The sequence below is a fragment of the Pseudomonas huaxiensis genome (assembly GCF_003231275.1).
Classification (GTDB): domain Bacteria; phylum Pseudomonadota; class Gammaproteobacteria; order Pseudomonadales; family Pseudomonadaceae; genus Aquipseudomonas; species Aquipseudomonas huaxiensis.
On the sequence record NZ_QKVL01000016.1, the window covers coordinates 87,393 to 111,959 of the forward strand.

Annotated in this window: 18 protein-coding genes; 13 read left to right on the forward strand and 5 right to left on the reverse strand. The window is 66.1% G+C overall.

The genetic code is table 11. The features are described 5' to 3' along the window. Positions 1-32: 32 nt before the first annotated feature. From DM374_RS18035 to DM374_RS18050, 4 genes are all read right to left on the reverse strand, one after another. The gene (locus DM374_RS18035; protein WP_110971100.1) at positions 33-1,367 is read right to left on the reverse strand and encodes an ABC transporter substrate-binding protein; all 1,335 of its coding nucleotides are present in this window, start codon (positions 1,365-1,367) and stop codon (positions 33-35) included. A gap of 27 nt (positions 1,368-1,394) precedes the next feature. Next, positions 1,395-2,717 (reverse strand): ABC transporter substrate-binding protein, encoded by a 1,323-nt coding sequence (locus DM374_RS18040; RefSeq protein WP_110971101.1) that lies wholly within the window; start codon positions 2,715-2,717, stop codon positions 1,395-1,397. A gap of 233 nt (positions 2,718-2,950) precedes the next feature. Further along, positions 2,951-4,297 (reverse strand): sigma-54-dependent transcriptional regulator, encoded by a 1,347-nt coding sequence (locus DM374_RS18045; RefSeq protein WP_110971102.1) that lies wholly within the window; start codon positions 4,295-4,297, stop codon positions 2,951-2,953. Positions 4,298-4,304: 7 nt separating this feature from the next. Then, on the reverse strand, positions 4,305-6,032 hold the full coding sequence (locus tag DM374_RS18050) for a HAMP domain-containing sensor histidine kinase (protein WP_110971103.1): 1,728 nt from the start codon (positions 6,030-6,032) through the stop codon (positions 4,305-4,307). Between the two features lie 250 nt (positions 6,033-6,282). On the opposite strand from DM374_RS18050, the gene DM374_RS18055 reads away from it, so the two are divergent. From DM374_RS18055 to DM374_RS18105, 11 genes are all read left to right on the forward strand, one after another. After that, positions 6,283-7,866 carry an ABC transporter substrate-binding protein gene (locus tag DM374_RS18055; RefSeq protein ID WP_110971104.1) on the forward strand — a complete coding sequence of 528 codons (1,584 nt, stop codon included), beginning with the start codon at positions 6,283-6,285 and terminating at the stop codon, positions 7,864-7,866. Between the two features lie 291 nt (positions 7,867-8,157). Continuing rightward, positions 8,158-8,967, forward strand: coding sequence for a class II aldolase/adducin family protein (locus DM374_RS18060; RefSeq protein ID WP_110971105.1), 810 nt, complete (start codon positions 8,158-8,160; stop codon positions 8,965-8,967). A 10-nt stretch (positions 8,968-8,977) separates the two neighbouring features. Next, positions 8,978-9,946: an ABC transporter substrate-binding protein gene (locus DM374_RS18065; RefSeq protein WP_110971106.1), complete on the forward strand. Its 969-nt coding sequence runs from the start codon at positions 8,978-8,980 to the stop codon at positions 9,944-9,946. A 176-nt stretch (positions 9,947-10,122) separates the two neighbouring features. Continuing rightward, a complete protein-coding gene (locus tag DM374_RS18070; RefSeq protein ID WP_110971107.1) occupies positions 10,123-12,561 on the forward strand; it encodes a TonB-dependent receptor plug domain-containing protein in 2,439 nt (812 codons plus the stop codon). 52 nt (positions 12,562-12,613) lie between these two features. Further along, a complete protein-coding gene (locus DM374_RS18075) occupies positions 12,614-13,933 on the forward strand; it encodes an LLM class flavin-dependent oxidoreductase (protein WP_110971108.1) in 1,320 nt (439 codons plus the stop codon). Positions 13,934-13,942: 9 nt separating this feature from the next. Beyond that, positions 13,943-15,544: an ABC transporter substrate-binding protein gene (locus DM374_RS18080; RefSeq protein WP_110971109.1), complete on the forward strand. Its 1,602-nt coding sequence runs from the start codon at positions 13,943-13,945 to the stop codon at positions 15,542-15,544. 3 nt (positions 15,545-15,547) lie between these two features. Beyond that, complete coding sequence (locus tag DM374_RS18085; RefSeq protein ID WP_110971110.1) at positions 15,548-16,507, forward strand: ABC transporter permease; 960 nt, start codon at positions 15,548-15,550, stop codon at positions 16,505-16,507. Next, complete coding sequence (locus DM374_RS18090; RefSeq protein WP_110971111.1) at positions 16,504-17,346, forward strand: ABC transporter permease; 843 nt, start codon at positions 16,504-16,506, stop codon at positions 17,344-17,346. The genes DM374_RS18085 and DM374_RS18090 overlap by 4 nt, the downstream gene beginning before the upstream one ends. Beyond that, positions 17,343-18,956, forward strand: coding sequence for a dipeptide ABC transporter ATP-binding protein (locus DM374_RS18095; protein ID WP_110971112.1), 1,614 nt, complete (start codon positions 17,343-17,345; stop codon positions 18,954-18,956). The genes DM374_RS18090 and DM374_RS18095 overlap by 4 nt, the downstream gene beginning before the upstream one ends. Positions 18,957-19,481: 525 nt before the next feature. Further along, a complete protein-coding gene (locus tag DM374_RS18100) occupies positions 19,482-20,870 on the forward strand; it encodes an MFS transporter (protein ID WP_110971113.1) in 1,389 nt (462 codons plus the stop codon). A 54-nt stretch (positions 20,871-20,924) separates the two neighbouring features. Continuing rightward, positions 20,925-21,674: an SDR family oxidoreductase gene (locus tag DM374_RS18105; RefSeq protein WP_110971114.1), complete on the forward strand. Its 750-nt coding sequence runs from the start codon at positions 20,925-20,927 to the stop codon at positions 21,672-21,674. Between the two features lie 20 nt (positions 21,675-21,694). Here DM374_RS18105 and DM374_RS18110 read toward each other — a convergent pair whose 3' ends face one another. Beyond that, positions 21,695-22,705 (reverse strand): Ldh family oxidoreductase, encoded by a 1,011-nt coding sequence (locus DM374_RS18110; RefSeq protein ID WP_110971115.1) that lies wholly within the window; start codon positions 22,703-22,705, stop codon positions 21,695-21,697. Between the two features lie 149 nt (positions 22,706-22,854). Between DM374_RS18110 and DM374_RS18115 the strand changes: the two genes are divergently transcribed. Both DM374_RS18115 and DM374_RS18120 read left to right on the forward strand, forming a co-directional pair. Next, positions 22,855-23,724 (forward strand): MurR/RpiR family transcriptional regulator, encoded by an 870-nt coding sequence (locus DM374_RS18115; RefSeq protein WP_110971116.1) that lies wholly within the window; start codon positions 22,855-22,857, stop codon positions 23,722-23,724. A 32-nt stretch (positions 23,725-23,756) separates the two neighbouring features. Then, the gene (locus DM374_RS18120; RefSeq protein ID WP_110971117.1) at positions 23,757-24,515 is read left to right on the forward strand and encodes a transporter substrate-binding domain-containing protein; all 759 of its coding nucleotides are present in this window, start codon (positions 23,757-23,759) and stop codon (positions 24,513-24,515) included. Positions 24,516-24,567 lie beyond the last annotated feature (52 nt).

The following is a 24,567-nucleotide window of genomic DNA, read 5'->3' on the forward strand; positions in this document are numbered from 1 at the left end:
CCGCCACGATCAGTCAGGTGTGGGCAATGCGATCAGTTGCACTGCGCGCCAGGGAAACCGGCCTTGATCCAGTCATGGGCGGTGGTGCCATCCGGTGGCGTCACGCACTCGCCGGAGAAGGCGATGACGTTCTGCACGCTGCCTTTCTTGCTGGCCGCGTCGTAGTGGTATTCACCGTAGGCGATGCCCTGCATGGCCTGGTGACCACCGGCGCGCGCCATCTGCACGGTGCCGGAGACCGATTCAAACGTGGCGCCCTTGAACGCCTTGGCGATTTCCAGCGGCGCAGGGATCTTGCCAGCCTCGACCTTGGCGTTTTCGGCGGCGAATTTCAGGCCGAGAATGGCTTGGGCCATCTTGCTTGCCGGGTAGGTCGGCGCTGCCTTGTAGGCCGACTGATAAGCCTCGGTGAACCAGTTGTTCAGCGGGTTTTCCGGGGCGAAGGCGCCGAACGGACCACGGCCGCCGATGATCATGCCGTTGGGCGCCTGGTCCTTGTAGCGGGCCAGGGCCGATTCGCCGCAGGTCAGCACGGCGGTGGCGTCTTCCAGCAGGCCGCGGGAGTTGGCCTGGAGCACCAGGGCCTCCATGTCGCCGCCCCAGAAGCTGGAGTGGATGATTTCCGGACGCTTGACCGACAGCGCCGAGATTTCCGCGCCGTACTGGCCCTGGAACACCTTGGGCATCTGCGATTCGACCACCTGGCTCTTCGGCATGACCTGGGCCATGGACAAGGTGAAGTCGTTCCAGCTGTCCTGGCCCCAGGCGTAGTTCTGCTGGATGCCGCCGACGCGCACGGCGTCCGGACGGGTCTTGGCCAGGTAACGGGCGGCGCCGATGTTGTCGACGGCGGCGTCGAGGCTGGTGCGGAAGACGAATTGCGGGGTCTTGTCTTCGCTGAACAGTTGCGAGGTGCCGCAATCGTAGAACACGGTCATCGCGCCCAGCTCTTCAGCCACCGGCGCGATCGCCAGGCAGTCGCCGGACGAGATGTAGCCGACCACCGCATCGACCTTCTGCCGCTGCACCAGGTTGCGGAATTCTTCCACCTGTTTGGCGGCACCACCGGCCTCATCGATCATCACGATCTCGATCTCGGCGCCATTGATACCCAGCTTGTCGTAGGGCGCGGGCAGCTTGCCCTGGTTGAGACCTTCCACCAGCACCTTGGCGGCGTTGGCCGATGGCTCTCCGAACGGACCAGCAGCCGGGCCGGAGAGGAAGGTCACCACGCCGATGCGGAACTTGCCGTTCTCGGCGGCCACAGTAGCGCCAGTGAAGGCAGTGGCCATCCCCGCCGCGGCGATCGCCAGGGCCAGGGGCAGTGCTTTACGGTGTTGCGGGACGCTTTTCTTATAGTTGTTCATGGTCATTTCCATTGCGGGTTTACAGGTCTAAGGGGCATGCCCTTGGGGATTACGGGTGTGCTGGGCTTGCCGGCGCATGCGCACGGCAGGGTCGGGCAACAGGTCCTGGGCGGAGTACACCGACCACTCGCCGAGCATCAGCTGCGCTGGCGGGTAGTCGTCGTTGCGCACCGGCGTGCCGATGGCCTGGGTCTGCTGGATCTGATGGGTCAGCGGGTCGATGCGCGAGACGAAACCCGGCGGGTCTTCCGGCAAGGCGATTTCCAGCCCTTCGAGGGCATTGACCAGCGACTCGGTGTCGGTAGCGCCGCCGGCCTTCTCGCTGGCCTTGGCCAGCACCATCACGCCGGTGTAGGCGCCTTCGGCGGCATAGGTCGGGTAGCGCCCGGTCAGGGTGTGGAAACGCTCGACGAACGAACGGTTGCGCGGCGTTTGCGGCCAGTTGTTGTGGTGCCGCGCCGAGAGGATCAACCCCGGCGGCGCCTTGTCGCCGAGGGCGACGAGAAAGTCGTAGTTGCCGCCGGTGTCGAAGTTGGCCAGACGCGAGGTTTCGAACAGCCGTGTGCCGGCGGCCTGCTTGACGAAGGCGTGGAAATCGCCGCCCCACAGGGCCGAGACGATGATGTCGGGCTTGGCCTGCTCCAGCGCGGCGATATAGGCCGAATAGTCGGGCTCGTAGAGGCGCGGCCAGAGTTCGGTGACGTCCTCGAACGCCACGTCCAGTTGGCGCAGCGCTTCGTGCAGGTCGTCCCGCGAGACATGGCCGTATTCGTAGTCGGGACCGATGAACGCCAGTCGCTTCCAGCCGGTTTTCGCCTGCAGCGCCTTGAGGTAATGGGCTCCAGCGGCCATGGACGTCCAGGTGTCATTGGTGACGCGGAAGTAATAGCGGTGGCCGTTTTCCAGGGTCATGCGCGACGAGGCGTGGTCGGTGCCGATCATCAGCACCTTCTCTTCACGGGCCAGTTGGCTTACCGCGATCGCCACCCCGGACGACACCATGCCGCACAGCACCTGCACGCCGTCCTTGCGAATGAAGGCCCGGGCCAGGCTGGTGCCGTAAGAGGCCTTGGACTGGTCGTCGTCGATGATCACCCGCATCCGCGGCACCTGCTGCCCGGCTTCGCGCCGGGCCTGCAACTCGCCCAAGGCGACCTGAATCCCGGCGATGCTGTCCTGGCCGTAGATCGCCGCCCGTTCGGTCATCGGGTACAGGCAGCCGAGGGTGAGGTCGGCGTGCGCGGCGGCGGCGCCCAGCTCGACGCGACCGGCCTGGGCATTGCCGACAGGGGCAAGCAGCAGGCCGCCCAGGGCGATAACGGTGGGCAGGTGGGAAAACGGCAGTTGCATAGAATCCCTTTGGGGGCGTTCGTGGACGCCCTCTTGTCAGTTTGCAAAATGGGTTATCGCAAAGGCTGTGCCAGCCTGTGCGCGAACGTGCATAAGAAACCGCAAAAGCGCTCTGGAACAAGGCTTTTCGCGGTGTTGTGTGACGTATTCGATGCGCCGCGACGAGGTCTGCCGCGGCGCTGAAGGAGAGAGGTTGAGCGGCTTGCGCTCAGTGCGAGCGAGCGGTTGAGCGGTTAGCGCTCATCGCCCCGCTCAATGCCCAGGCGCTGCAAACGGCGCTTCAGCGCATGCCGGGAAATCCCCAGCAGGTCGGCGGCCAGGCCCTTGTGGCCGGCGCTGCGGCTAAGGGCATCGTTGACCAGTTCACGCTCGGCGCGCTCGAGCTGGTCGTCCAGCGCCGACAGCGAGGTGGGCGCGGGCCCGCTCGATTGCAGGTGCGCGGGAAGCTGGGCGGCGCTGATCGCCTGGCCCGGCAGCAGGATGGTCAGGCGCTCGATCAGGTTCTTCAGTTCGCGCACATTGCCCGGCCAGCGATGCCGCACCAGCGCGGCGGCGGCATCGGCCTGGAGGTCGATGGGCGCAGCCTTTTCCTCGCGGGCCTGGCGCGCAGCGAAGTGCCGGGCCAACAACAGCAGGTCGTCGCCACGCTCGCGCAGCGCCGGGATGTCGATGGTGATGACGTTGAGGCGGTAGAACAGGTCTTCGCGGAAACGGCCCTGGCGCACATCGTCGGCGAGGTCGCGGTTGGTCGCTGCCACCACCCGCACATCGGCGCTGCTGGCCTGACTGGCACCGACAGCGCGATAGCTGCCGTTCTCCAGGAAGTGCAGCAGCTTGGCTTGCAAGGCCAGCGGCAGCTCGCCGATCTCGTCGAGAAACAGCGTGCCGTTGTTGGCCTGGGTCACCAGACCGACGCGCTTCTGATGGGCGCCGGTGTATGAGCCTTTCTCCGAACCGAACAGTTCGGCTTCGATCAGTTGCTCCGGCAGCGCCGCGCAGTTGACCTCGATGAACGGGTGCGCGGCCCTCGCGCTGTTGGCGTGCAGCGCCTGGGCCACCAGGGTCTTGCCGGTGCCGGACTCGCCCAGCAGCAGGATTCGCGTGGCCGAGCTGTTGGCGATCCGCTGCACCGCCGCTTGCAGGCCGCGCATCGCCGGGCTCTGCCCGAGCAAGGCGCCCTGCTCCGCGACCGCCATCTCGTCGCTGGCCGGCACCGCGAGGGTGTTGTGGATAGTCGCCAGCAGATCGTCCAGCTCGAACGGCTTGGTCAGGTAATCGGTGGCGCCGCCCTTCACCGCCTGCACCGCGGCGCGGGTGTCGCCATGGGCGGAAATCATGATTACCGGCAGGTCCGGCCGGCATTTGCGCAGGCCTTCGAGGGTGGCGATGCCGTCCATCCCCGGCAGGCCCAGGTCGAGCAGGACGATATCGACGCCAACCGTGCTGTCGGCCAGCAGCGCCAGCGCCGCCTCGCCGCTGTAGACCGCGCGGGGTTGCATGCCTTCGCCGCGCAGGGCGTAGCTCAGGGAGCGCACCAGCGCTTCTTCGTCATCGACGATCAGTACATGTATTTCGGACATCGGTCGCTCACTTCAGATAAGTCGCTGCGGGCGTGGGGAAATCCAGGGTCACCACAGTGCCCTCGCCCGGGGTACTCGCGAGCTCCATTCGCGATGCGTTGGCTTCCAGCAGTTGTTGGCAGATGCTCAGGCCCAGCCCGGTGCCACGGGCTTTCAGGGTGAAAAACGGTTGGCGCACCTGCTGCAGCGCGGCCTCGGGAATGCCGCAGCCCTGATCGGCCACGGTCACGCAGACCCGCTCGCCCCAGGCCTGGCCGGCGATGGCCACGCCCTGCCCCGGCGCGCTGGCTTCCACAGCGTTGAGGCAGAGGTTGAGCAGGATCTGCTGCGCCTGGTCCGGGTCGACCCACAAGCGCAGGCCGGTTTTGCAGGTAACGGAAAACCTGATGCCCTTGGCGTCGGCCTCGGGCGCGATCAGCCGCGCCGTGCGCTCGAACAGCGCCGCCAGGTCCACCACTTGCGGATTGGCCGGGTGTGGCCGGCCGTATTCGAGCAGGTCGCTGGTGACGTGGGACAGCCGATCGATTTCCTGGCACAGGTCGCTCAGCAGCAGGCGCCGTTCGGCTTCCTGTTCGCGGCGCAGCAAGGCCTGCACGGTGGTCTTCATGGTCGCCAGCGGGTTGCGTACCTCATGGGCCACGCCGGTGGCGAAGGTGCCGAGCACCGCGAGGTTTTCCGAGCGCACGGTGCGCTGCATGACATCGGCCAGGCGCCCGGCCATGACATTGAAGGCCCGCGTCACCCGGCCGATTTCGTCGTTGTGGGTCTGTTCCGGCAGGCGATAACCGAGGTCGCCCGAGGACAGTTGGTGCGCCCCGTCCACCAGCGTGCCGACCCGCGCCCGCAACTGCCGCGACAGGGTGAAGAACACGATCAGGATGAAACCGATAAACCCGACCGCCGCCAGGTACAGCCACCAGCGGGCGTCGTCCAGCGGCTTGAGCACGGCGTCGGGCTGGACACTGAAAACCACCTGCCAGCCGGGCAGGATCACCGGACCTTCGCGCCAGTCGGCGGGAGCGTCGACCTGGCGCCCGGTGGCATCGATAAAGGCCCCGCCGGGCACCCGCAGCAGCGGCGTGACCACCCCGCCCAGACCGGAACTGACCAACAGCTCGGTGACCGACGCCAGGCGCAGGTGCAAGCCGATGCGCACGCGGTGATCGGTACGGCCATTGCGGATGGTCTTGCGGATCAGCAGCCAGCCCGAGCGCCCGGCCTGGGGCGTGACCGGGCCGATCACCTCGATATCACCGACCATCTGCCGCGACAGGCCGTCGAGCGACCAGTCCTCTCGGCCCCAGTACGGCGCGCCCGAGGCGGCCTGTCCGGGCATGACCTTGAGCAGGCGTTCGTTCTCGTCGAAAAACAGCACGCCGTAGAGAAACGGCAACTCGCCTTCGAGCTTGAGCAGCGCGTCGACGTCGCCGGCCGGGTGCGCCTGGTCGGCGATGAAATCCGGCATGTTGGGGTGATTGGACAGGGCCGAGAGCTGGTAGAAACGGTCGTCGAGAAACGACGACAGCCGGTTTGCCGTGGACAGCGCCTGGGCATCGAGGCGTTCGCCGGTCAGGCGGTTGAGCAGGTCCTTGGCGAGCTGTTCATAGAGCACGGCCAGGGCGATCAGCGCGACGCTCATCACCACGATGGACAACAAGGTATAGCGCGCCACCAGGCTGCGGCGCGGGCGAGCAAGCCGTCGCCAGAAGGCGCTGGCGGGGAATTCGATATCCATGGGATTTGTAATTGTTTTTCATGTGATGGCGGGGAGGATAAGGAGCGCAGGTCGGGGTTGTCCATTGATTCAGAGACCAGCGCCCGCCCCGCTGAACTGTTGATGCGCTGCTCCAGCAGCAACAGCGCACTGCTTGCCTGGCAACAATCACCTGCTGTCTCGCACCTGAAAACCCTGCCCCGCCGGCCTTTGCGGCACATGGCGCGAAACCTGCTCTGACCCGTCGATTGGACAGTCAAAAGGCCCGCTCATGAGTTACGACAACGCCCCCTTCTCCCGTCGCCGCTTTATCGGCAACAGCCTCGCCCTTGGCGGCCTGGCCCTCGGTGGCAGCCTGCTTGCCGGTTGCGGCGACGACAGCCAGCCCGCCGCCACAGGCCTGATCAGCAACGGCCCGCGCCAGGGCGGACGCCTGCGCCTGGGCATTCTCGACGGCAGCAAAAGCGGCAACCTCGACGCCCACAAGCCGACCGGCAGCGGCATCGTTCGCGGCTTCGCGCTGTACAGCAAGCTCTGGGAATGGGACGAAAACATGCTGCCGCGCCTGGCCCTGGCCGAGGAAGCCGAGGTCAGCCCGGACGGCAAGGTCTGGACCCTGCGGTTGCACAAGGACCTGGAATTCCATCACGGCAAGACCATCGATGCCGACGATCTGATCTTCTCGATCCGCCGCCTCACCGACCCGCAACTCGCCTCGCCCTACGCCGCGCTGCTGCACTGGATCGACCGCGACCACCTGGAAAAACTCGACAACCGTACGATCCGCGTTCGCTTCAAGGAGGGCGCCGGCTTCGTGCCGCTTCCGGAAACCTGGGTCAATTTCGGCGGCATCGTGCCGGTGGATTACCACCCGATCAGCAACCCGGTCGGCGCCGGCCCGTACAAGCTGAAGAGTTTCAACCCCGGCCAGCGCTCGCTGTTCACCCGCTTCGAGAACTACTACAAGCCGGGCCGGCCCTATGCCGACGAGCTGGAAATCATCGAGTTCAAGGACCAGACCACCCGCCTGGCCGCCTTGCAGGCCGGGCAGATCGACATGGCCAACGCCCTGGCCAACGAGCACCTGAAAGTGATCGAAAGCGACCCGCGCCTGCAGTTGATCAGCTCGGTCACCGGCAACTGGCTGAGCCTGGACATGAACACCCAGAAGGCGCCATTCAACGACCCGCGAGTGCGCCAGGCCTTCCGCCTGCTGGCCGACCGCGACGAGTTGGTCAAGCGCGTGCTCAATGGTCAGGGCCGTGTGGCCAACGATCTTTACGCACCTAACGATCCGACTTTCGACCACAGTATTCCGCCGCGCAAACAGGATCTGGAGCAGGCCCGGACGCTACTGCGCGAGGCTGGCCAGGAACAACTCAAGCTGGACCTGGTGGCCGAACAGAACAGCGTGGCCCTCGCGTCCGCGCTGGTCTACGCCGAACAGGCGCGCCGCGCCGGGGTCGAGATCAACGTGCGCCAGGTCGATAGCGCCACGTTCAATGGCCCACAACACACCGAGTGGACCTTCAGCACCGGCGGCAGTATCGGCGCGCCGTTCCTGACCTGCGCCCTGCATGCGGATGCACCGGTGTCGGTGGCGAACAAGACCCACTTCGACGACCCGCGCTTCTCCGAACTGTTCCTCAAAGCGCTGGCCGAGCCCGACCTGGAAAAACGCAAACCGTTGGTGCATGAAGCGCAGCGCATCCAGTACGACCGCGGCGGCCTGCTGGTGTGGGGCTATGCCAACCTGCTGGACGGTTTCTCACAGCGGGTGGGTGGCGCGGCGGCGGAGAAAACCCTGTTTCCAACATGGCGATTCGATCAGTTGTGGTTGAAGGAGAAGGCGTGAAGAAGGTCCAGGCCAGTACCTGAAACGCGCCGTTTTAGCCTCCCGGCCCACGGTGTTGGCGCCTGCCTGCTCGGGCGCCCAACCCCGGTGATGAGGACCGAAGCAACGACTGAAATCCTCGCCAAAAATGCAATACTTAAATATCCATCATGATTTTTATTCTGAAAAATAATAATAAAAATAGATCAAAACAGTATTTATCCCCCGTTCGCCCCCCTTGTTACAGTCCCTCTCAGACCCGACCCCTCGCACGGTGGAGGCTCCCGATTCCATCACCTGCGAGTACGCCCGATGAGCCACAGCATCACCACCCTGCCCAACCACAACCACCGCCTGCAACTCAGCGCCCCGCCCGTCCACGCCGACCCGCTCGCCGAACGCCTGCACCGCAAACAACGCCTCGCCGCCTCGTACCGGCTGTTCGCCGAACTGGGTTTCGAAGTGGGCCTGGCCGGGCATTTCACCGCCCGTGACCCGATCGAGACCGACCATTACTGGATCAACCCGCTGGGCGTACCCTTCTCGCAGATCCGTACCAGCGACCTGCTGCGAGTCAACGGCGAAGGCCAGGTGGTGGAAGGCGACGGCCTGCTCAATACCAGCGCCCTGGAACTGCACTACGAGTTGCAACGGGCCCGCCCGGAGGTGGTCGGTATCGCCCATCTGCACGGTTTCCATGGCCGGGTCTGGTCGTCGCTGGGGCAGTTGTTCCAGCCGATCACCGCTGAGTCCTCGGCCTTTGTCGGCGAGCAGGTGCTGTTCGACCGACACGCCCTGCGCACGGCCGAAGGCGGCTTGTTGCAGGACCGCGATCTGGTCGCGCAAGCCTTTGTCGAAACCTTCGCCGACAACAACCTGCTGGTCTGGCAGAACCATGGCCTGTGGGTGACCGGCCAGACCGTGGAGAGCGCCGCGTGGCGCTTCATCCTCGCCGACGATACGGCCCGCGCCCATCTGCTGGCGTATTCGGCCGGCCAGCCACGTATCCCCGAACTGGGCGAGGACAGCTTCAACCCGGCGCAGCGCGAACTGTTCGGCTGGCTGAATTTCCTGCCGCTGTGGGACCGAATCGTCCAGCAGCAACCTGACCTGCTGGACTGAGGAGTCCGTCATGGCGATCCGCATCAGCCGCCGCTCCTTCCTTCAGCACAGTGCCGTCGCCGGCCTGGCCGCCGGGCTCGCTCCCGTCCTGGCCAATGCCAGCGAAGCGCTGCGGGTCTGGCGCTACAAAGGCCAGGCCGCGAGTTTTCTCGCCGACGCCGGCCAGGCCGCGACGCCCTATCCACTGGAGTGGGTGGACGTACCCGGCGGCAGCATGGTGCTGGAAGCCTTCGCCAGCAGCAGCCTGGATTACGCCTTCATGAGCCCGGTGCTGCCGCTGTTCGCCAGCGCCGCCGGCAATCCGTTGGTGTTGATCGCCAGTTATCAGGGCGAGCAGAACCGCAGCAGCCTGATCGTCAAGCGCGACAGCGGCATCGCCTCGATCGCCGACCTCAAGGGCAAGCGCGTGAGTTTTGTCCGCGCCACCGACACCCATTACCTGATTCTCAACCTGCTGCGCGACAACCACCTGACCCTCGCCGATATCCAGGCCCGGCCCATGCCGGCGCGGGACGCGCTGGTGGCGTTCCAGAACGGCCATGTCGACGCCATCGTCGCCGGCGGCATCGGCGCGCTCCAGGCGCAGACCGGCATGGACGGGGTGATTCTCACGCAGGCCAGCCAGTACCACTGCGGCAACTACCTGATCGCCACCACCGAGCGGGTCCTGCAACAACCCGGCAAGCAGGCCGTCATCAGCGACTTCCTGCGCCGGGAACAAGCCACCTGGGACTGGGTCGAGCACAACCCCCAGGCCTGGGCCGAGCGCAACGAAAAACTCACCGGGATTTCCCGCGAGCTGTACCTGCAACAGTTCAACCAGCGCCAGCGCCCCAGCCGGCTGCTGCCTGTGAGCCAGGCCGACATCCTCGCCCAGCAGCGTATCGCCGACCTGTTCCATGACAGCGGGCTGATCCGTCAGTCGCTGGACGTACGCGGCTTCTGGGACGAACGCTTCAACCCCCTGCTCAGCGGCTAGGGATCTGCCGGAGCACAACGCACCGGCGCGCGCCGGACGACCAACAGGCACGCCAGCCACGCAAGCAATGGACCTTGCGCGAGCCCGGCCGCGCCCGTGATGCGTGAAAAACCTATGAGAGCCCGTTCGATCGCACATCCAGGGCCTGATCTGCCAATCGAACCCAAGGAACAATCATGAAGTCTGTGTTCACCCACTTGTCCATGGCGCCGGCGTTGCTCGCCGGCTATCTGCTCACCCCGCTGGCCGTCGCCGCCGACAAAGACACCGCCCTCGACACGGTGATCGTCACCGGCTCACGCGGCAGCGAAGTGCGCACCGTCACCAGCAGCCCGGCGCCGATCGACGTGATCGACAGCGCGCAACTGGAAAAGACCGGCGAATCCAGCCTGCGCGGCGCCCTGCAGAAAACCCTGCCGTCGTTCTCGCAGCGGCCTTCCGGCACCTCCAACGACAGCATCGCCCGGCCCTACAGCCTGCGCGGCCTGAACGGTTCCAACGTGCTGGTGCTGGTCAACGGCAAGCGCCGCCACAACAGCGCGGTGATCAACCTCGACTCCACCGCCGCCTACGGCACCAACCCGGTGGACCTGGACCTGATCCCGATCAGCGCCATCGACCACGTCGAAGTGCTGCGCGACGGTGCCTCGGCGCAATACGGCTCCGACGCCATCGCCGGGGTGATCAACATCATCCTCAAGCAGAAGGACAACGGCGGCTCGGTCAGCACCCAGTACGGCGAATACTACGAGAACGGCGACGGCGGCAACCTGCGCCAGACCCTCAACCAGGGCCTGCCTCTGGGCAGCGACGGCGGCTTCTTCAACTACGCGCTGGACGCCAAGTCGGTGCAGACCGCCACGCGCTCGCGCGAAGCCACCGGCAACCTGTACTTCGCCGGAGACCCGCGCAACGCCACCGCCGACCGCGAAGTGCAGAAAAACGGCCTGCCGAAGATCAAGGCCATCAACCTGTCGTACAACGCCGAACTGCCAGTCAACGACGACCTGACCCTGTACTCGTTCTCCACCTTCAGCAAGCGTGACGCCCGCGGCGGCCAGAACTACCGCCGGCCCAACTCCACCAACATCATTCCCGAGATTTACCCGGACGGCACCGCGCCCTTCTACACCCTCGAAGAAACCGACTACCAGGCCGCCGCCGGCGGCAAGGGCGAGATCGCCGGCTGGCACTGGGACCTCAGCTCCACCTTCGGTCGCGACAAGGGCCAGGCCGGCGCCGACGAAACCCTCAACGCCTCCCTTGGCCCGACCAGCCCGACCCGCTTCGACACCTACACCAACTACTTCGACCAGTGGACCAACAACCTCGACCTGACCCGCGCTTTCGACGTCGGCCTGAGCAAGCCGCTGCAAGTGTCCTGGGGCCTGGAACACCGGCACGAGCGCTACAAGACCGAGTCCGACGACCCGCTTTCGTACATCAACGGCGGCTACATCTATCCCAGCGGTCCGCTGGCCGGGCAGCCCGGCTCGGTGGGCGCCCAGGGCGCGATCACCCTCACCCCCGAGGACGCCGGCCAGCTCAGCCGCAACAGCTACGCCAGCTATGTCGACTTCGGCGTGAACCCCACGGAAAAACTCTGGCTGGGGGTCGCTGCGCGCTTCGAGAAATACGACGACAGCAGCGGCAACACCCGCAGCGGCAAGTTCTCCGCGCGCTATGACTTCACCCCGACCTTCGCCCTGCGCGGCACCATCAGCAACGGCTTCCGCGCACCGTCACTGTCGCAGTCGGTGTACGCCCAGACCGCCAACCAGTACACCACCGTCAACGGCATCGCGCAGTTCGTCGAAGCCAAGACCGTACGGGTCGACTCACCGCTGGCCAAGGCCCTCGGCGCCGAAGACCTGAGCCCGGAGAAATCGCGCAACTTCAGCCTCGGCCTGACCTGGCAACCGCTGCCCCAGGCCAGCGTGACCCTCGATGCCTACCAGATCGAGATCCGCGACCGCATCGCCCTCACCGGCTTCCTCTACGGCAACGGCGTCGACCAGCAACTGATCGCCAACGGCTTCAAGCCCGGCTACCGCATCAAGTACTTCACCAACGCCGCTGACACCACCACCCGTGGCGTCGACCTGGTGGCCGACTACCGTGTCGATTACGGCCAGTTCGGCAAGGTCAAGTACGGCGTGGGCGTCAACTACAACAAGACCGAGATCGATGGCATCAAGGAAACCCCGGGCTCGCTCAGGGCTGCAGGCAACAACCTGGAACTGTTCGACCGCGTCGCCCAGGGCTACCTCACCGTGGCCAACCCCAAGACCAAGGTCATCCTCAGCGCCAACTGGCAGATCGACCGCTTCACCGTCAACGCGGGCCTGACCCGCTACGACAAGGTCACCGCCCTCGACGCCAACCCCGACTACGACGTGACCTACGGCGCCAAGTGGCTGACCGACCTGGAAGTGGCTTACGCCCTGACCGACAACTTCGATATCGCCGTGGGCGCCAACAACCTGTTCGACGTGCGCGCCGACAACAACGCGTTCCCGGCAGGCGACGTCAACGGTTTCGCCAAATTCGGCTCGATCTCGCCGTTCGATCCCTACGGCGGCTTCTGGTACACGCGCATCGCCTACAACTTCTGAGCCCACGCAAGCGGCGCGCGCGCAGTGGCGCGGGCGCCCGGAGGAACACCCCATGAGTCAAGCACCCTTCGTCCTCGGCGCCTTTATCCCCGGCACCCTCAGCGGCAGCGCCTGGCGCCTGCCGGAAGCGCCGCTGGACACCTTCAAGAGCCTGGAGCATTACCAATACATCGCCCGCAAGCTGGAAGCCGGGCGCTTTCACTCGCTGTTCTTCAACGACACCCTCGACGTGAAGATCGACCTGGCCTTGCAGCGCGGCCCCAACAGCGTGCGCTGGGACCCGCTGATCCTGGCCCCGGCGCTGGCCGCCAGCACCCGCCATATCGGCCTGATCGCCACCGCCAGCACCACCTACAACGAGCCCTATAACGTGGCGCGCAAATACGCCGCGCTGGACCACCTCAGCGGCGGTCGCGCCGGCTGGAACCTGGTCACCTCGCTGGGCGGCGGCGAGAACTTCAACCGCCAGGACCACGTCGATCACGAAGACCGCTACGCCCGCGCCGAAGAGTTCTACGACGTGGTCAGCGGCCTGTGGGATAGCTGGGCCGACGACGCCTTCATCCAGGACAAGGCCAGCGGCACCTGGCTGGACATCGACAAGCTGCATGTCCTCGACTATCAGGGCGAACACTTCCAGGTGCGCGGTCCGCTCAACGTCTCGCGCTCGCCGCAAGGCCACCCGGTGGTGGCCCAGGCCGGCGCATCGACCTCCGGCAAGCGCCTGGCCGCGCGGGTTGGCGAACTGATCTTCACCGCCCAGCACACCATCGAGCAGGGCCAGGCCTTCTACCAGGAAACCAAGCTCGCCGCCGCTGGCTTCGGGCGCGGCGCCAACGAGCTGAAAATTCTCCCCGGCGTCTCGCCGGTGGTGGGCAAGACCCTTGCCGAAGCCCAGGCCAAATACGACCGCCAGCAAGAACTGTTGGAGCCCAAGGCGTTTCTCAGCTCCATCTCGAAATTCGTCAGCCTCGGCTACGACCTCTCCGAACTGCCGTTCGACGAAGTGGTGCCGCTGCCCCCGGAATCCTTCACTACCAACACCCACCAGAGCCGGCAGAAGCTGGTGTTCGACCTGATCCGCCGCGAGCGGCCGACCGTTCGCCAGTTGTTCAACCAGCTCACCTCCGGCGGCCATCGCATCCTGATCGGCACCCCGCAAAGCATCGCCGACGACCTGCAGGCCTGGTACGAGGCCGGCGCCGCCGATGGCTTCAACATCATGTTCAGCGGCCTGCACTCGGCCATCGACGACTTCGTCGACGGCGTGGTCCCGGAGCTGCAACGACGCGGTCTGTTCCAGCGCGAATACGCCGGCACCACGCTGCGGGAAAACCTCGGCTTGCCGTACCGCACCAACCGCTTTTTCTAAGGAACGCCCATGACTCGACCTTTGGCTTCACTAAGCCTGGCGATCGCCCTGGCTCTCGCCGGCTGCGATAACCCATCCGGGCAGCAGGCCAACTCCGGCGCCCCCGCGCAGCCCAAGGTGGGCGGCGTGTTGCGGGTGGCCTTCGACGGCGACCCGAACTGCATCGACCCGCAACAGGCGGGCAACAACACCGCGCTCAATGTCGGCCGGCAACTGGTGGACTCGCTGACCGACCAGGACCCGCAAACCGCCGAGATCGTGCCGTGGCTGGCGGAGCGCTGGGAGGTCAGCGACGACTCGCGGCAATTCACCTTCCACCTGCGCGAGGGCGCGACCTTCGCCGATGGCAGCGTGCTCGACGCGGCGGCAGTCAAGGCCAACGTCGAGGCTATCGTCGCCCTCGGCGCCCAGGCGCAACTGGCCGGGACTTACCTGGCCGGGCTGGAATTGGTCGAGGTGACCGGACCGCTCAGCGTGCGGATCAGCTTCAAGCAGGCCAACGCGCAGTTCCTTCAGGCCAGCTCGACCATGAGCCTGGGGCTGCTGTCGCCCGCCACCCTCAAGCGCAGCGCCGAGGAACGCTGCCAGGGCGCGCTGGTCGGCTCCGGGCCGTTCACGGTGAAGAGTTTCGAGCACAACAAACGGGTGCGCATCGAGGCCCGCGCCGACTACGCCTGGCCGTCGTCCCTCGCCGAACACAAGGGCCGCGCCTGGCTGGACGCCATCGAGTTCCACATCCTGCCGGAATCCGGCGTGCGCCTGGGCAGCCTGGTTTCAGGGCAGATCGACGTGAACACCAGCGTGCCGGTGCAGGACGAAGCCGTGCTGGACAACCAGGGCATTCCCTCCATCGCCCGGCCCAATCCCGGCATCGTCTTCAGCCTGACGCCCAACGAATCGCGCCCGCCGCTGGACGACGTGAACGTGCGCCGGGCGCTGAACAAGGCCATCGACCGCAGCCAGTTCAAGGGCGTGATTTCCCGCTACCAGAAACCGGCCAGTTCGGTGCTGGCCAGCAGCACGCCGTACTTCCAGGACCTCAGCGCCCAGCTTGCCTATGACCCGGAAGGCGCCGGCCAACTGCTCGACGCCGCCGGCTGGAGCAAGGGCGCCGACGGCTGGCGCCAGCGTGACGGCAAACGCCTGAGTTTCGCCCTCGACTATTGGCAGGCAACCACTCCGGTGCTGGAACTGGCGCAGCAGCAACTGCGTCAGGTCGGCGTCGAGCTGCGCCTGAACAAGTCCACCATCGGTCAGGTCAGCCTGTTGCAGACCTCGCTCAACTACGAGCTGTGGTTCTTCAACCTGACCCGCGCCGACCCGGACGTGCTGCGCACCGTGTTCCTCTCCAGCGGGCGCAACGTCAACGTCCGCGGCCCGGCGCCGCTGGACCAGACGCTGCAGGCGTCGGCGGCCAGCCTCGATCCGCAGAAGCGCGGCGCGCTGATCCAGGAGGCCAGCGCCGAGCTGCTCGACCAGGGTCATGTGATTCCGCTGGTGGAAGCGGCCACGGTGACCGCGTTCCGCGACGTCGTTCATGGCCTGCATTACGAGGCCTCGACCCGCCTGCAGTTCTACGACACCTGGCTGGCACAACCGGGGAGCCACTGACCGATGACCCTCCAGACCAACCGACGCGCGCTGCTCTGGCGCGTGGCCCAGGCCGCGCTGGTGCTGTGGGCGGCGTTCACCCTGTCGTTCGCCATCCTCTACGCGCTGCCGGGTGATCCGGTGGCGATCCTCCTGGCCCAGAGCGGAGAGCCGGGCGTGGTGGACCCGGCCAAGGTTGCCGAGCTGCGTGCCCGCTATCACCTCGACGGCAGTCTCTGGCAGCAGTACGGCGGCGCGCTGTGGCGGTTGCTGCACCTGGACCTCGGCACCTCGCTGCAAACCGGCAAGCCCGTGACGCTGACACTCGCCGCAGCACTACCGGCAACCCTGTCGCTGGCGTTCGCCGCGCTGCTGTTGGCGGTGCCGCTGGGCATCGGCCTGGCACTGGCGGCGCATCAGGTGAGGCGGCGACCGTTGCAGACCGCGCTGCACAATGCGCCGGCGGTGGTTGTCTCGCTGCCGACCTTCTGGGTCGGCCTGGTGCTGCTGCAACTGTTCTCCTTCAAGCTGCACTGGCTGCCAGCGATGGGCGACCACGGCCTCGCCAGCCTGGTGTTGCCCGCGCTGACCCTCGCCCTGCCCTGCGCGGCGATGATCGCCCAGGTGCTCGGCCGCTCGATCGCCAGCGTCAGCCAGCAACCTTTCGTCCAGGCCCTGCGCAGCAAAGGCGTCGGGCCCTGGCGCCTGCTCTGCGGGCACATCCTGCATAACGCGTCGATCCCCATGCTGAGCCTGGCCGGCACCTTGCTCGGCAACCTGCTGGCCGGCGCGGTGGTTACCGAAACGGTGTTCTCCCGCGACGGCGTCGGCCGTCTGGCCCAGGCCGCCGTCGCCAGCCAGGACATTGCCGTGGTCCAGGGCGTGGTGCTGCTCGCCGCGACCTTGTATGTGCTGACTAACCTCGCTACCGACCTGCTGTACCCGCTGCTCGACCCGCGCATCCGCCAAGGGAGCCGTTCATGATCCTGCAACCCGCCTTCGCCGCCAGCCGCCCGCTGCGCTGGCCCGGACTGTCAGTGGCGCTGAGCCTGGCGCTGTTTTTCGTGGTCCTCGGCTGGGCCTTCTGGCCCGGCCTGTTCACCAGCGCCGACCCGCTGCTGGCCGACCCGACCCAGACCCTGCAAGCACCGTCCGCCCGCCACTGGTTCGGCACCGACCACCTCGGTCGCGACCTCTACGCCCGCTGCGTGCATGGCGCGGCGCTGTCGTTGCAGGCCACCAGCATCGCCGTCCTGATCGCGCTGGTCGCCGGTAGCTTGCTGGGTGGTATCGCCGGCTGGTTCGGCGGCGTGGCCGACCGCGTGCTGGCGGTCATCGTCGAAGTGCTGATGGCGATTCCGGCATTGCTGCTGGCGATGGCCATCGTCACCGCACTGGGCTTCGGCACCCTGGAAATCGCCCTGGCGGTGGGGCTGTCGTCCGTGGCGATCTTCGCCCGCCTGGCCCGTGGCGAAGTGCTGCGCTGGCGCAGCCGCACCTTTGTCGAGGCGGCGCAGGTGGCCGGTGTCGGATCCTGGACCAACCTGCGTCGGCATGTGCTGCCTCACGCTGCCGGGCCGCTGCTGGCCCTGGCCGCACTGGAATTCGCCAGCGCGGTGCTGGCGGTGTCGGCGCTGAGCTTCCTCGGTTTCGGCGCACCGCCGCCGCAACCGGAATGGGGCCTGCTGATCGCCGAAGGGCGCAACTACATGGTGGTGGCCTGGTGGTACACCACCCTGCCGGGGCTGGTGGTGGCCACCGTGGTGCTCGCCACCCAGCAACTGGCCCGCGGCCTGCAACGTCTTCAGGGAGAAGTCTCATGAGCGCACCACGGGTTCGTATTCACCAGTTCGGCGTGGAATACCCCGGCAGTCCGCAAGCCGCCGTGGCAGACCTGGACCTGGAAATCGCCGCCGGCGAAATCGTCTGCCTGGTGGGCGAGTCCGGCTCGGGCAAATCCACCACGGCCGCCGCCCTGGCCGGCTTGCTGCCGCCCGGTGTGCGGCAGACCGGCCAGTTATGGCTGCAAGGCCAAGCCCTCGATCAGCTCGACGAACGCGACTGGCGCGAGCGGCGCGGCCGTCTGGTCGGCTTCGTACCGCAAGACCCGGGCACTTCGCTGGACCCGGTCAAGACCATCGGCGCCCAGCTTGTCGAAGCCATGACCGTACACGGCGTGGCCAAGACCGAAGCACGTCTGCGCGGTGTGGCGCTGCTGCATCAGGTCGGCCTGAAAGACCCCGAGCAATTGCTCAAGCGCTACCCCCATCAATTGTCTGGCGGCATGTGCCAGCGGGTGCTGATCGCCATCGCCCTGGCCAACGACCCGCCACTGCTGATCGCCGACGAACCCACCAGCGCCCTCGACGTCAGCGTGCAGCGGCAGATTCTCGACCGCCTGCAACAATTGGTGCGCGAGCGCGGCAGCAGCCTGCTGCTGATCACCCATGACCTGGCGGTGGCGCTGGACCGCGCCGACCGCATCCTGGTGATGCGCCATGGCCGCTTGCTGGAAAGCGGCACGCCGAGCCAGTTGTGGCATGCGCCGGAACACCCCTATACCCGCCAGTTGCTCCAGGCTTCGCCCTTGGCGCGGCTGCAACAACGACGGTCAGCACCGGCCATGGCACAAGGCGAAGCGCTGTTGCAGGTCAGCAGCCTGCAACGGCGCTTCAACCGTCATGGACCGGCGGCGGTGGAAGACGTGAGTTTCAGTTTGCAACGGGGCACCACCACCAGCCTGGTGGGCGAGTCGGGCTCGGGCAAATCCACCACGGCGCGAATCATCCTCGCCCTGGAACAGGCCAGCGCCGGCAGCGTGCGCTTCGACGGCGAGGAAATCCTCGGCGCCGGGCGCAAGCAACTCCACGGCTATCGACGGCGGGTGCAACTGGTCTACCAGAACCCCTGGGCCGCCCTCGACCCACGGCACGATTTGCTCGACATCATCGGCGAGCCCTTGCGCGCGTTCGCCATCGGTCAGCGCCGCAATGACCGCGAGCGCGTGCTGGGACTGCTGGAACGGGTCGGTCTGCCGGGCAACCTGCTGCACCGCCGTCCCGGTCAGCTTTCGGGCGGACAGCGCCAGCGCGTCGCCATCGCCCGCGCCCTTGCTGCGGAGCCTGAATTGCTGGTGCTGGATGAACCGCTGTCGGCGCTGGATGCGCCGGTACAGGCGCAAGTGCTGGACCTCTTGCAAAACCTGCAACGTGACCTGGGTCTGACCTACCTGTTCATCTCCCACGACCTCGCCACCGTGCGCGGGATCAGCGATCAGGTGCTGGTGATGAGCCAGGGCCGGCTGGTGGATCACGGGCCGACCGAGCAAGTGTTCGAACGGCCGGCGAGCGATTACACGCGGCGGTTGCTGGAGGATATGCCGGGGCAGTTGTTGCCGTTGCGGGGGCGGGAGTTGCAGGTGGCGGGGTTGTGAGGTTCGGGCTCTCTGTCAAAAGACCGAGTAATGGCTACCAGGTGCATGCCTGAAGTTTTTCGGCGCTCTCAAGATCGAGCGCCGCCCGCGCGGCGCATCGCGAGCAAGCTCGCTCCTACATTTGTTGCACCGTACCTATCCCTGTCAAGCCATGGTTGACCGCCTTGTTTGCATGACGCGGTATCGAGTAGACCCCAACAGCCTCCCCACGATTCATCGCCAAACGCCAAGGGCTGGCAACCCAACTCTCACAGGCCATGGCGCGTTGCAACAAATGTAGGAGCGAGCTTGTCGGGGCGCCGAACCGTCGCGATGCGCCGCGCGGGCGGCGCTCGATCTGGAGAACGCTGAAGATCTCTCGACTAGCACCCGGTCGCCACTAGCCAATTCCCTGACTGGCACTTCATGCTCTCAAGACAGCCCCGAGATGCATAGCTACCTAAGCTTAGGCCCGAAAAGTCTTTCACAACCCCAACCCCCGCCGCCTATCGTCCCCGTCTGCCCTTCGCCGCAAAGGATTGCCTGATGTCCTCCGCCGTACCCTCGCCCAACCCCTGGCTGGCCCTCACCGGGGTGGCCATCGCCAGTTTTCTCGGTTGCATCGACTTCACCATCGTCAACACCGCTCTGCCCGCCCTGAGCCAGGAACTGGGCATCGGCCTGCAGCAATCGCAATGGCTGATCACCGCCTTTGTCATGGCCCTGTCCACCTTCATGGTCAGCGCCGGGCGGCTGGCCGATCTGTTCGGGCGCCGTCGCCTGATGCTCGCCGCGATGCTGCTGTTCGGCCTCGCCTCGCTGGCCGCCGGGCTCAGCCACAGCCTCGCAACGCTGGTGTTCTGGCGGGTGGTGCAAGGGCTGTCCTGCGCGGTGCTGTACACCGCGTCCAGTGCAATTGTCAGCAACGCTTTCGACGAAGCGCGGCGCGGTCGTGCCATCGGTCTGCTGTTCAGCGCCAACGGCCTCGGCCTGGCGATCGGGCCGGTGGCCGGCGGTTTGCTGGTGGCGACTCTGGGCTGGCGTTGGGTGTTTCTGCTGAATGTGCCGCTGATCGCTATCGGCCTGCTGCTGTGCTGGCGCCATGTGCGCGAATCCGCCGCCGAGGGCGATGGCCAGCGCCTCGACCTGCCCGGCCTGGCGCTGCTCAGCCTGAGCCTGCCGCTGTGGGTCTTGCTGCTGGTGCAGGGCGGCAATTGGGGCTGGTCGTCGCCGTCGGTGCTGGCGCTGTTCGCCCTGGCGCTGTTGTTCTCGGGGCTGCTGGTATGGACCGAGCGCCGTGTGCCAGCGCCACTGCTGCGCTTCGATTTTCTGGCCAGACCGGCCTTTACCGGTGCCTGCCTGGCAACAGGCGGGCTGGCCTTTTTCTACTGCCCGGCGTTCTTGCTGATGCCGTTGTACCTCGCCGAGGTACGCGGCCTCGATGCCGCCAGCGTCGGCCTGTTGCTGCTGCCCACCACTGCGGTGCTGGCGCTGTTGTCGCCCTGGGCCGGACGCTGGGCGGATCGCCACGGCACGCGGCCGGTGTTGCTGGCCGGTTTCGTGTTGCTGGCGGCATCGGCGCTGCTGCAAACGCGCTTCGCCAGTGACAGTGCCTGGCCGCTGGTAATCGCCGCCTTCGCCCTGATGGGCGCGGGCTGGGCGTGCGTTCTCGGGCCGTCCACCGTGGCGGCGATGGCCTCGGTGCCGGCGCAGGATGCCGGGGTGGCGATGGGCATGTCGTGGACCTTCCACAACCTCGCCGGCGCCTTGGGCCTGGCGATTACGGCGGTGTTGTTCCAGCACAGCGGCAGCGCTTTTGTTTCCGGCTACCAGAACACCATGGTGCTGCTGGCCGCAGCCAGCGGCCTGGTGTTGCTGGGGTTGGTCGTGCTGGTGAACCGGGCAAGGCCGCTAGCCAGCGTTGATTCGGTTTAAGCGATCCGGGCCGCTGTGGCGGCCCTCAGACTCACCTCGGCAAAGGCCATTTCCATGAGCAGACTCAAAGACAAATACACCCTGATCACCGGCGGCACGGGCGGCATCGGCCTGGAAACCGCGCGGCAGTTTCTCGCCCAGGGCGCCAGGGTGGCGATCACCGGACGCAGTGCCGAGGCCCTGCGTCTGGCCGGCGACGCCCTCGGCGACGAGGTGTTGCTGATCGAAAGCGACGCCGGCGATATCGCCGGGCAACGCCGCGTCGCCGACACCCTCGCACAGCACTGGCCGCGTCTGGACGTGCTGTTCATCAACGCCGGCGACGTCACCCATCGCCCGCTGCAAGACTGGGACGAAGCCACCTGGGACCGCCTGCAGGACACCAACCTCAAGGGCCCGTTCTTCCTGATCCAGGCGCTGCTGGCGCTGCTGCACGACCCGTCTTCGGTGATCCTCTGCGGCTCGGTCAGCGCCCGAATCGGCCTGGCGCAAAGCAGCGCCTACGCCGCCAGCAAGGCCGGACTGCTGTCACTGGCGCGAACCCTGTCGGGGGAATTGATCGGCCGTGGTATCCGGGTCAACGGCCTGAGCCCCGGCCCTACCGACACCGCCGCGTTGGGCAAGCTCGGCCTGCCACCGGAAGAAGAGCAGGCCCTGCGCGACAGCATCCGCCAACTGGTGCCGCTGGGGCGCCTGGGCAAGCCATGGGAGCTGGCCCAGGCGGCGGTGTTCCTGGCGTCGGATGAGTCGTCGTTCGTGGTCGGGACGGAACTGTTGGTGGACGGCGGCGTGGGCAATATCTGAGCGCACGCCGCAAGCGGCTATCAGCTCAACGCCTGCAACTGCTCCAGTTCTTCCTGCGTCAGGCTCACGCCTTCACGCGCTGATTTCTCCCGCTCATGGAAGCGGCGCTCGCCTGGCAGGCGGGTGACGCCCACCGCTTCCATCTGCCGCACCAGTTCGCGGCTGCGCTCGGCGAAACGTTCGCCTTGGGCCAGGCGCGGGTCGATGACGATCAGCAGTTGCCCGGTCCAGGGGGTCTTGGCGCCGGGATGCTGGGACCAGTCGAATTCGAAGGAGAAATTGCCGCCGGTCAGTGCTGCCGCCAGCAACTCCACCATCATCGACAGCGCCGAGCCCTTGTGCCCGCCGAACGGCAGCAGCGCGCCACCGTCGAGGATCGCCGCAGGGTCGCGAGTCGGCTGGCCGAGACGATCGACGCCCATGCCTTCGGGCAACAGCTCACCTTTGCGCGCAGCAATCTGCACATCGCCGTGGGCGATGGCGCTGGTGGCCATGTCGAAGACGATCGGCGTCCCGCCCGCGCACGGTGCGGCAAAAGCAATCGGGTTGGTACCGAACAACGGCCGCTCGGCGCCCTGCGGCACCACGCAAGTCATGCTGTTGACCACGCTCAGCGCCACCAGACCTTCATCGGCGAAGGGCTCGACATCCGGCCACAAGGCAGCGAAGTGGTGCGAGTTATGGATCGCCAACACCGCGATGCCGGCACTGCGCGCCTTGCTCACCAGCAAGTCGCGAGCGGCGGCCAGCGCCGGCTGGGCGAAGCCGCCGCCGGCATCGACGCTGATGTAACCACTGGCCACATCCTCGACTTTCGGTACGGCCTGGCCATTGACCCAGCCGCTGGCCAGGGTCGAGACATACCCGGGAATACGGAACACACCATGGCTGTGGGCGCCATCGCGCTGGGCGCTGGCGCAGTTGAACGCCAGCGCGCGGGCCACCGCCTCGCTGGTGCCGTGGCGCACGAAAATGCGCTGCAGCAGGGTTTCAAGTTGGTTGAAGGGAATCTGTGTGGCAGGTGCGGACATTCTGTAGCTCCGATGATTGGAATTGGACTGGGCAACAGGGATGACGGTGTTCGGACTTTCCTCTTTTTGACAGTTAGCTGTCAAATATTGACTTGATGACAGAAAACATTCATTTTCTCTTCCACCGCAACCGTCATCGAGCATCGCCCGTGAGCCAACCCATCAAGCAACGCCTGGAAAGCAGCCTGCCCAATGCGTCCGCCTCGGGTCGCAAGATCGCCACCTACATGCTCGCCCACCTCACCGACCTGCCGTTCGAAACCTCCGCCAGCCTCGCGGAGAAAATCGGCGTCAGCGAGTCCAGCGTCGGGCGCTTCTGCCGTTCGCTGGGCTACGAGCACCTCAAGGCACTCAAGCAGGACTTGAAGGACGATCTCGGTGACGGCCCCTGGCTGGTGGGCGATCGGCTGCAAGAATTCCGCCAACACTCCAGCGATGACCGCGAAGACCGCAGCCGCAGCCTGGAACTGGAAGTCGCCGCGCTGGTGCGGGTTTACGAATACAGCCGCACCGCCGAGTGGGACCGTGTCGCCACGCGCCTGGCGCAGCGCCCGCGGGTGTTCGTCGCGGGCTTTCAGACCGAGCGCGGCATCGCCCACTGCATGGCCCACCTGCTGCAATACCTGCGCGACGGCGTGCAGGTGGTGGACGGCAGCGCCGGGCATTTCGGCGAGGTGCTGCTGGGCGATCCGGCGCAGTGCGCGCTGGTGGTGTTCGAGGCGCGACGTTATTCCCGCCATGCCTTGCTGTTGTGTCACAAGGCACGCGAGGCGGGCATCCCGGTAACACTGGTTACCGACACCTTCTGTGATTGGGCCGATGCGAATGCCGACGAGGTGTTCCGCATTCCCACCCAGTTCAACCTGTTCTGGGAGTCCACCGCGACGATGCTGTCGTGGGCTCACCTGATGGTCAACGAGGTCTGCAAGAAACTCGGACCTGATGTTGAAAAACGCTTGGACGCAACTGCCGCTCTACACAACGAGTTCGTTGGCTACACGTCAACGGCAAAACAATAGCAAGAGAGTGCAACTACAGACCGAGGTGTCACATGAAACCTGTTCTTCGCTTCGCAGGGGCCTGCGCATTGTTGCTGGCCGGCATCACGTCGGCCCAGGCCGAGACCCTGAAGATCGCCACGGAAGGCGCCTACCCGCCCTTCAACTACGTTGATTCGAACAACAACCTGCACGGCTTCGACGTCGATATCGCCAAGGCGTTGTGCGAGCAGATGAAAGTCGAATGCACCGTGGTCGCCCAGGACTGGGAAGGCATCATCCCGGCCCTGATCGCGCGCAAATACGACGCCGTGGTCGCGTCGATGATCAACACCGAGGAACGGCGCAAGAAGATCGCCTTCACCAACCACTACTACCGCACCCCGCTGTCGGTCGCTGTACCGAAAGACAGCGAAATCACTGACGCCCAGACCAAATTCAAGGGCTACACCGTCGGCGCCCAGGCCTCTTCGACCCAGGCCATCTATGCCGAAGACGTGTACGGCAAGGCCGGTGCCGATGTGAAGCTGTACCCGACCCTCGACGAGGCCAACGCCGACCTCGCCGCCGGCCGCCTCGACGGTGTGATCGCCGATAAATTCCCGCTGCTGGAATGGCTGGGCAAGGCCGGCAAGGACTGCTGCAAGACCCTCGGCGATGTCGACGGCACCCGCGCCGACGCATCGATTGCCGTGCGCAAGGAAGACGAAGCTCTGCGCGAGCGGCTGAACAAGGCGCTGGATGCCATCGTGGCGGACGGGACGTATCAGAAGATCGCGGGCAAGTACTTCGACTTCGATATCTACCAGTGACCGTTTAGGGCTGCTTACGGCCTTATCGCGAGCAAGCTCGCTCCTACACCTT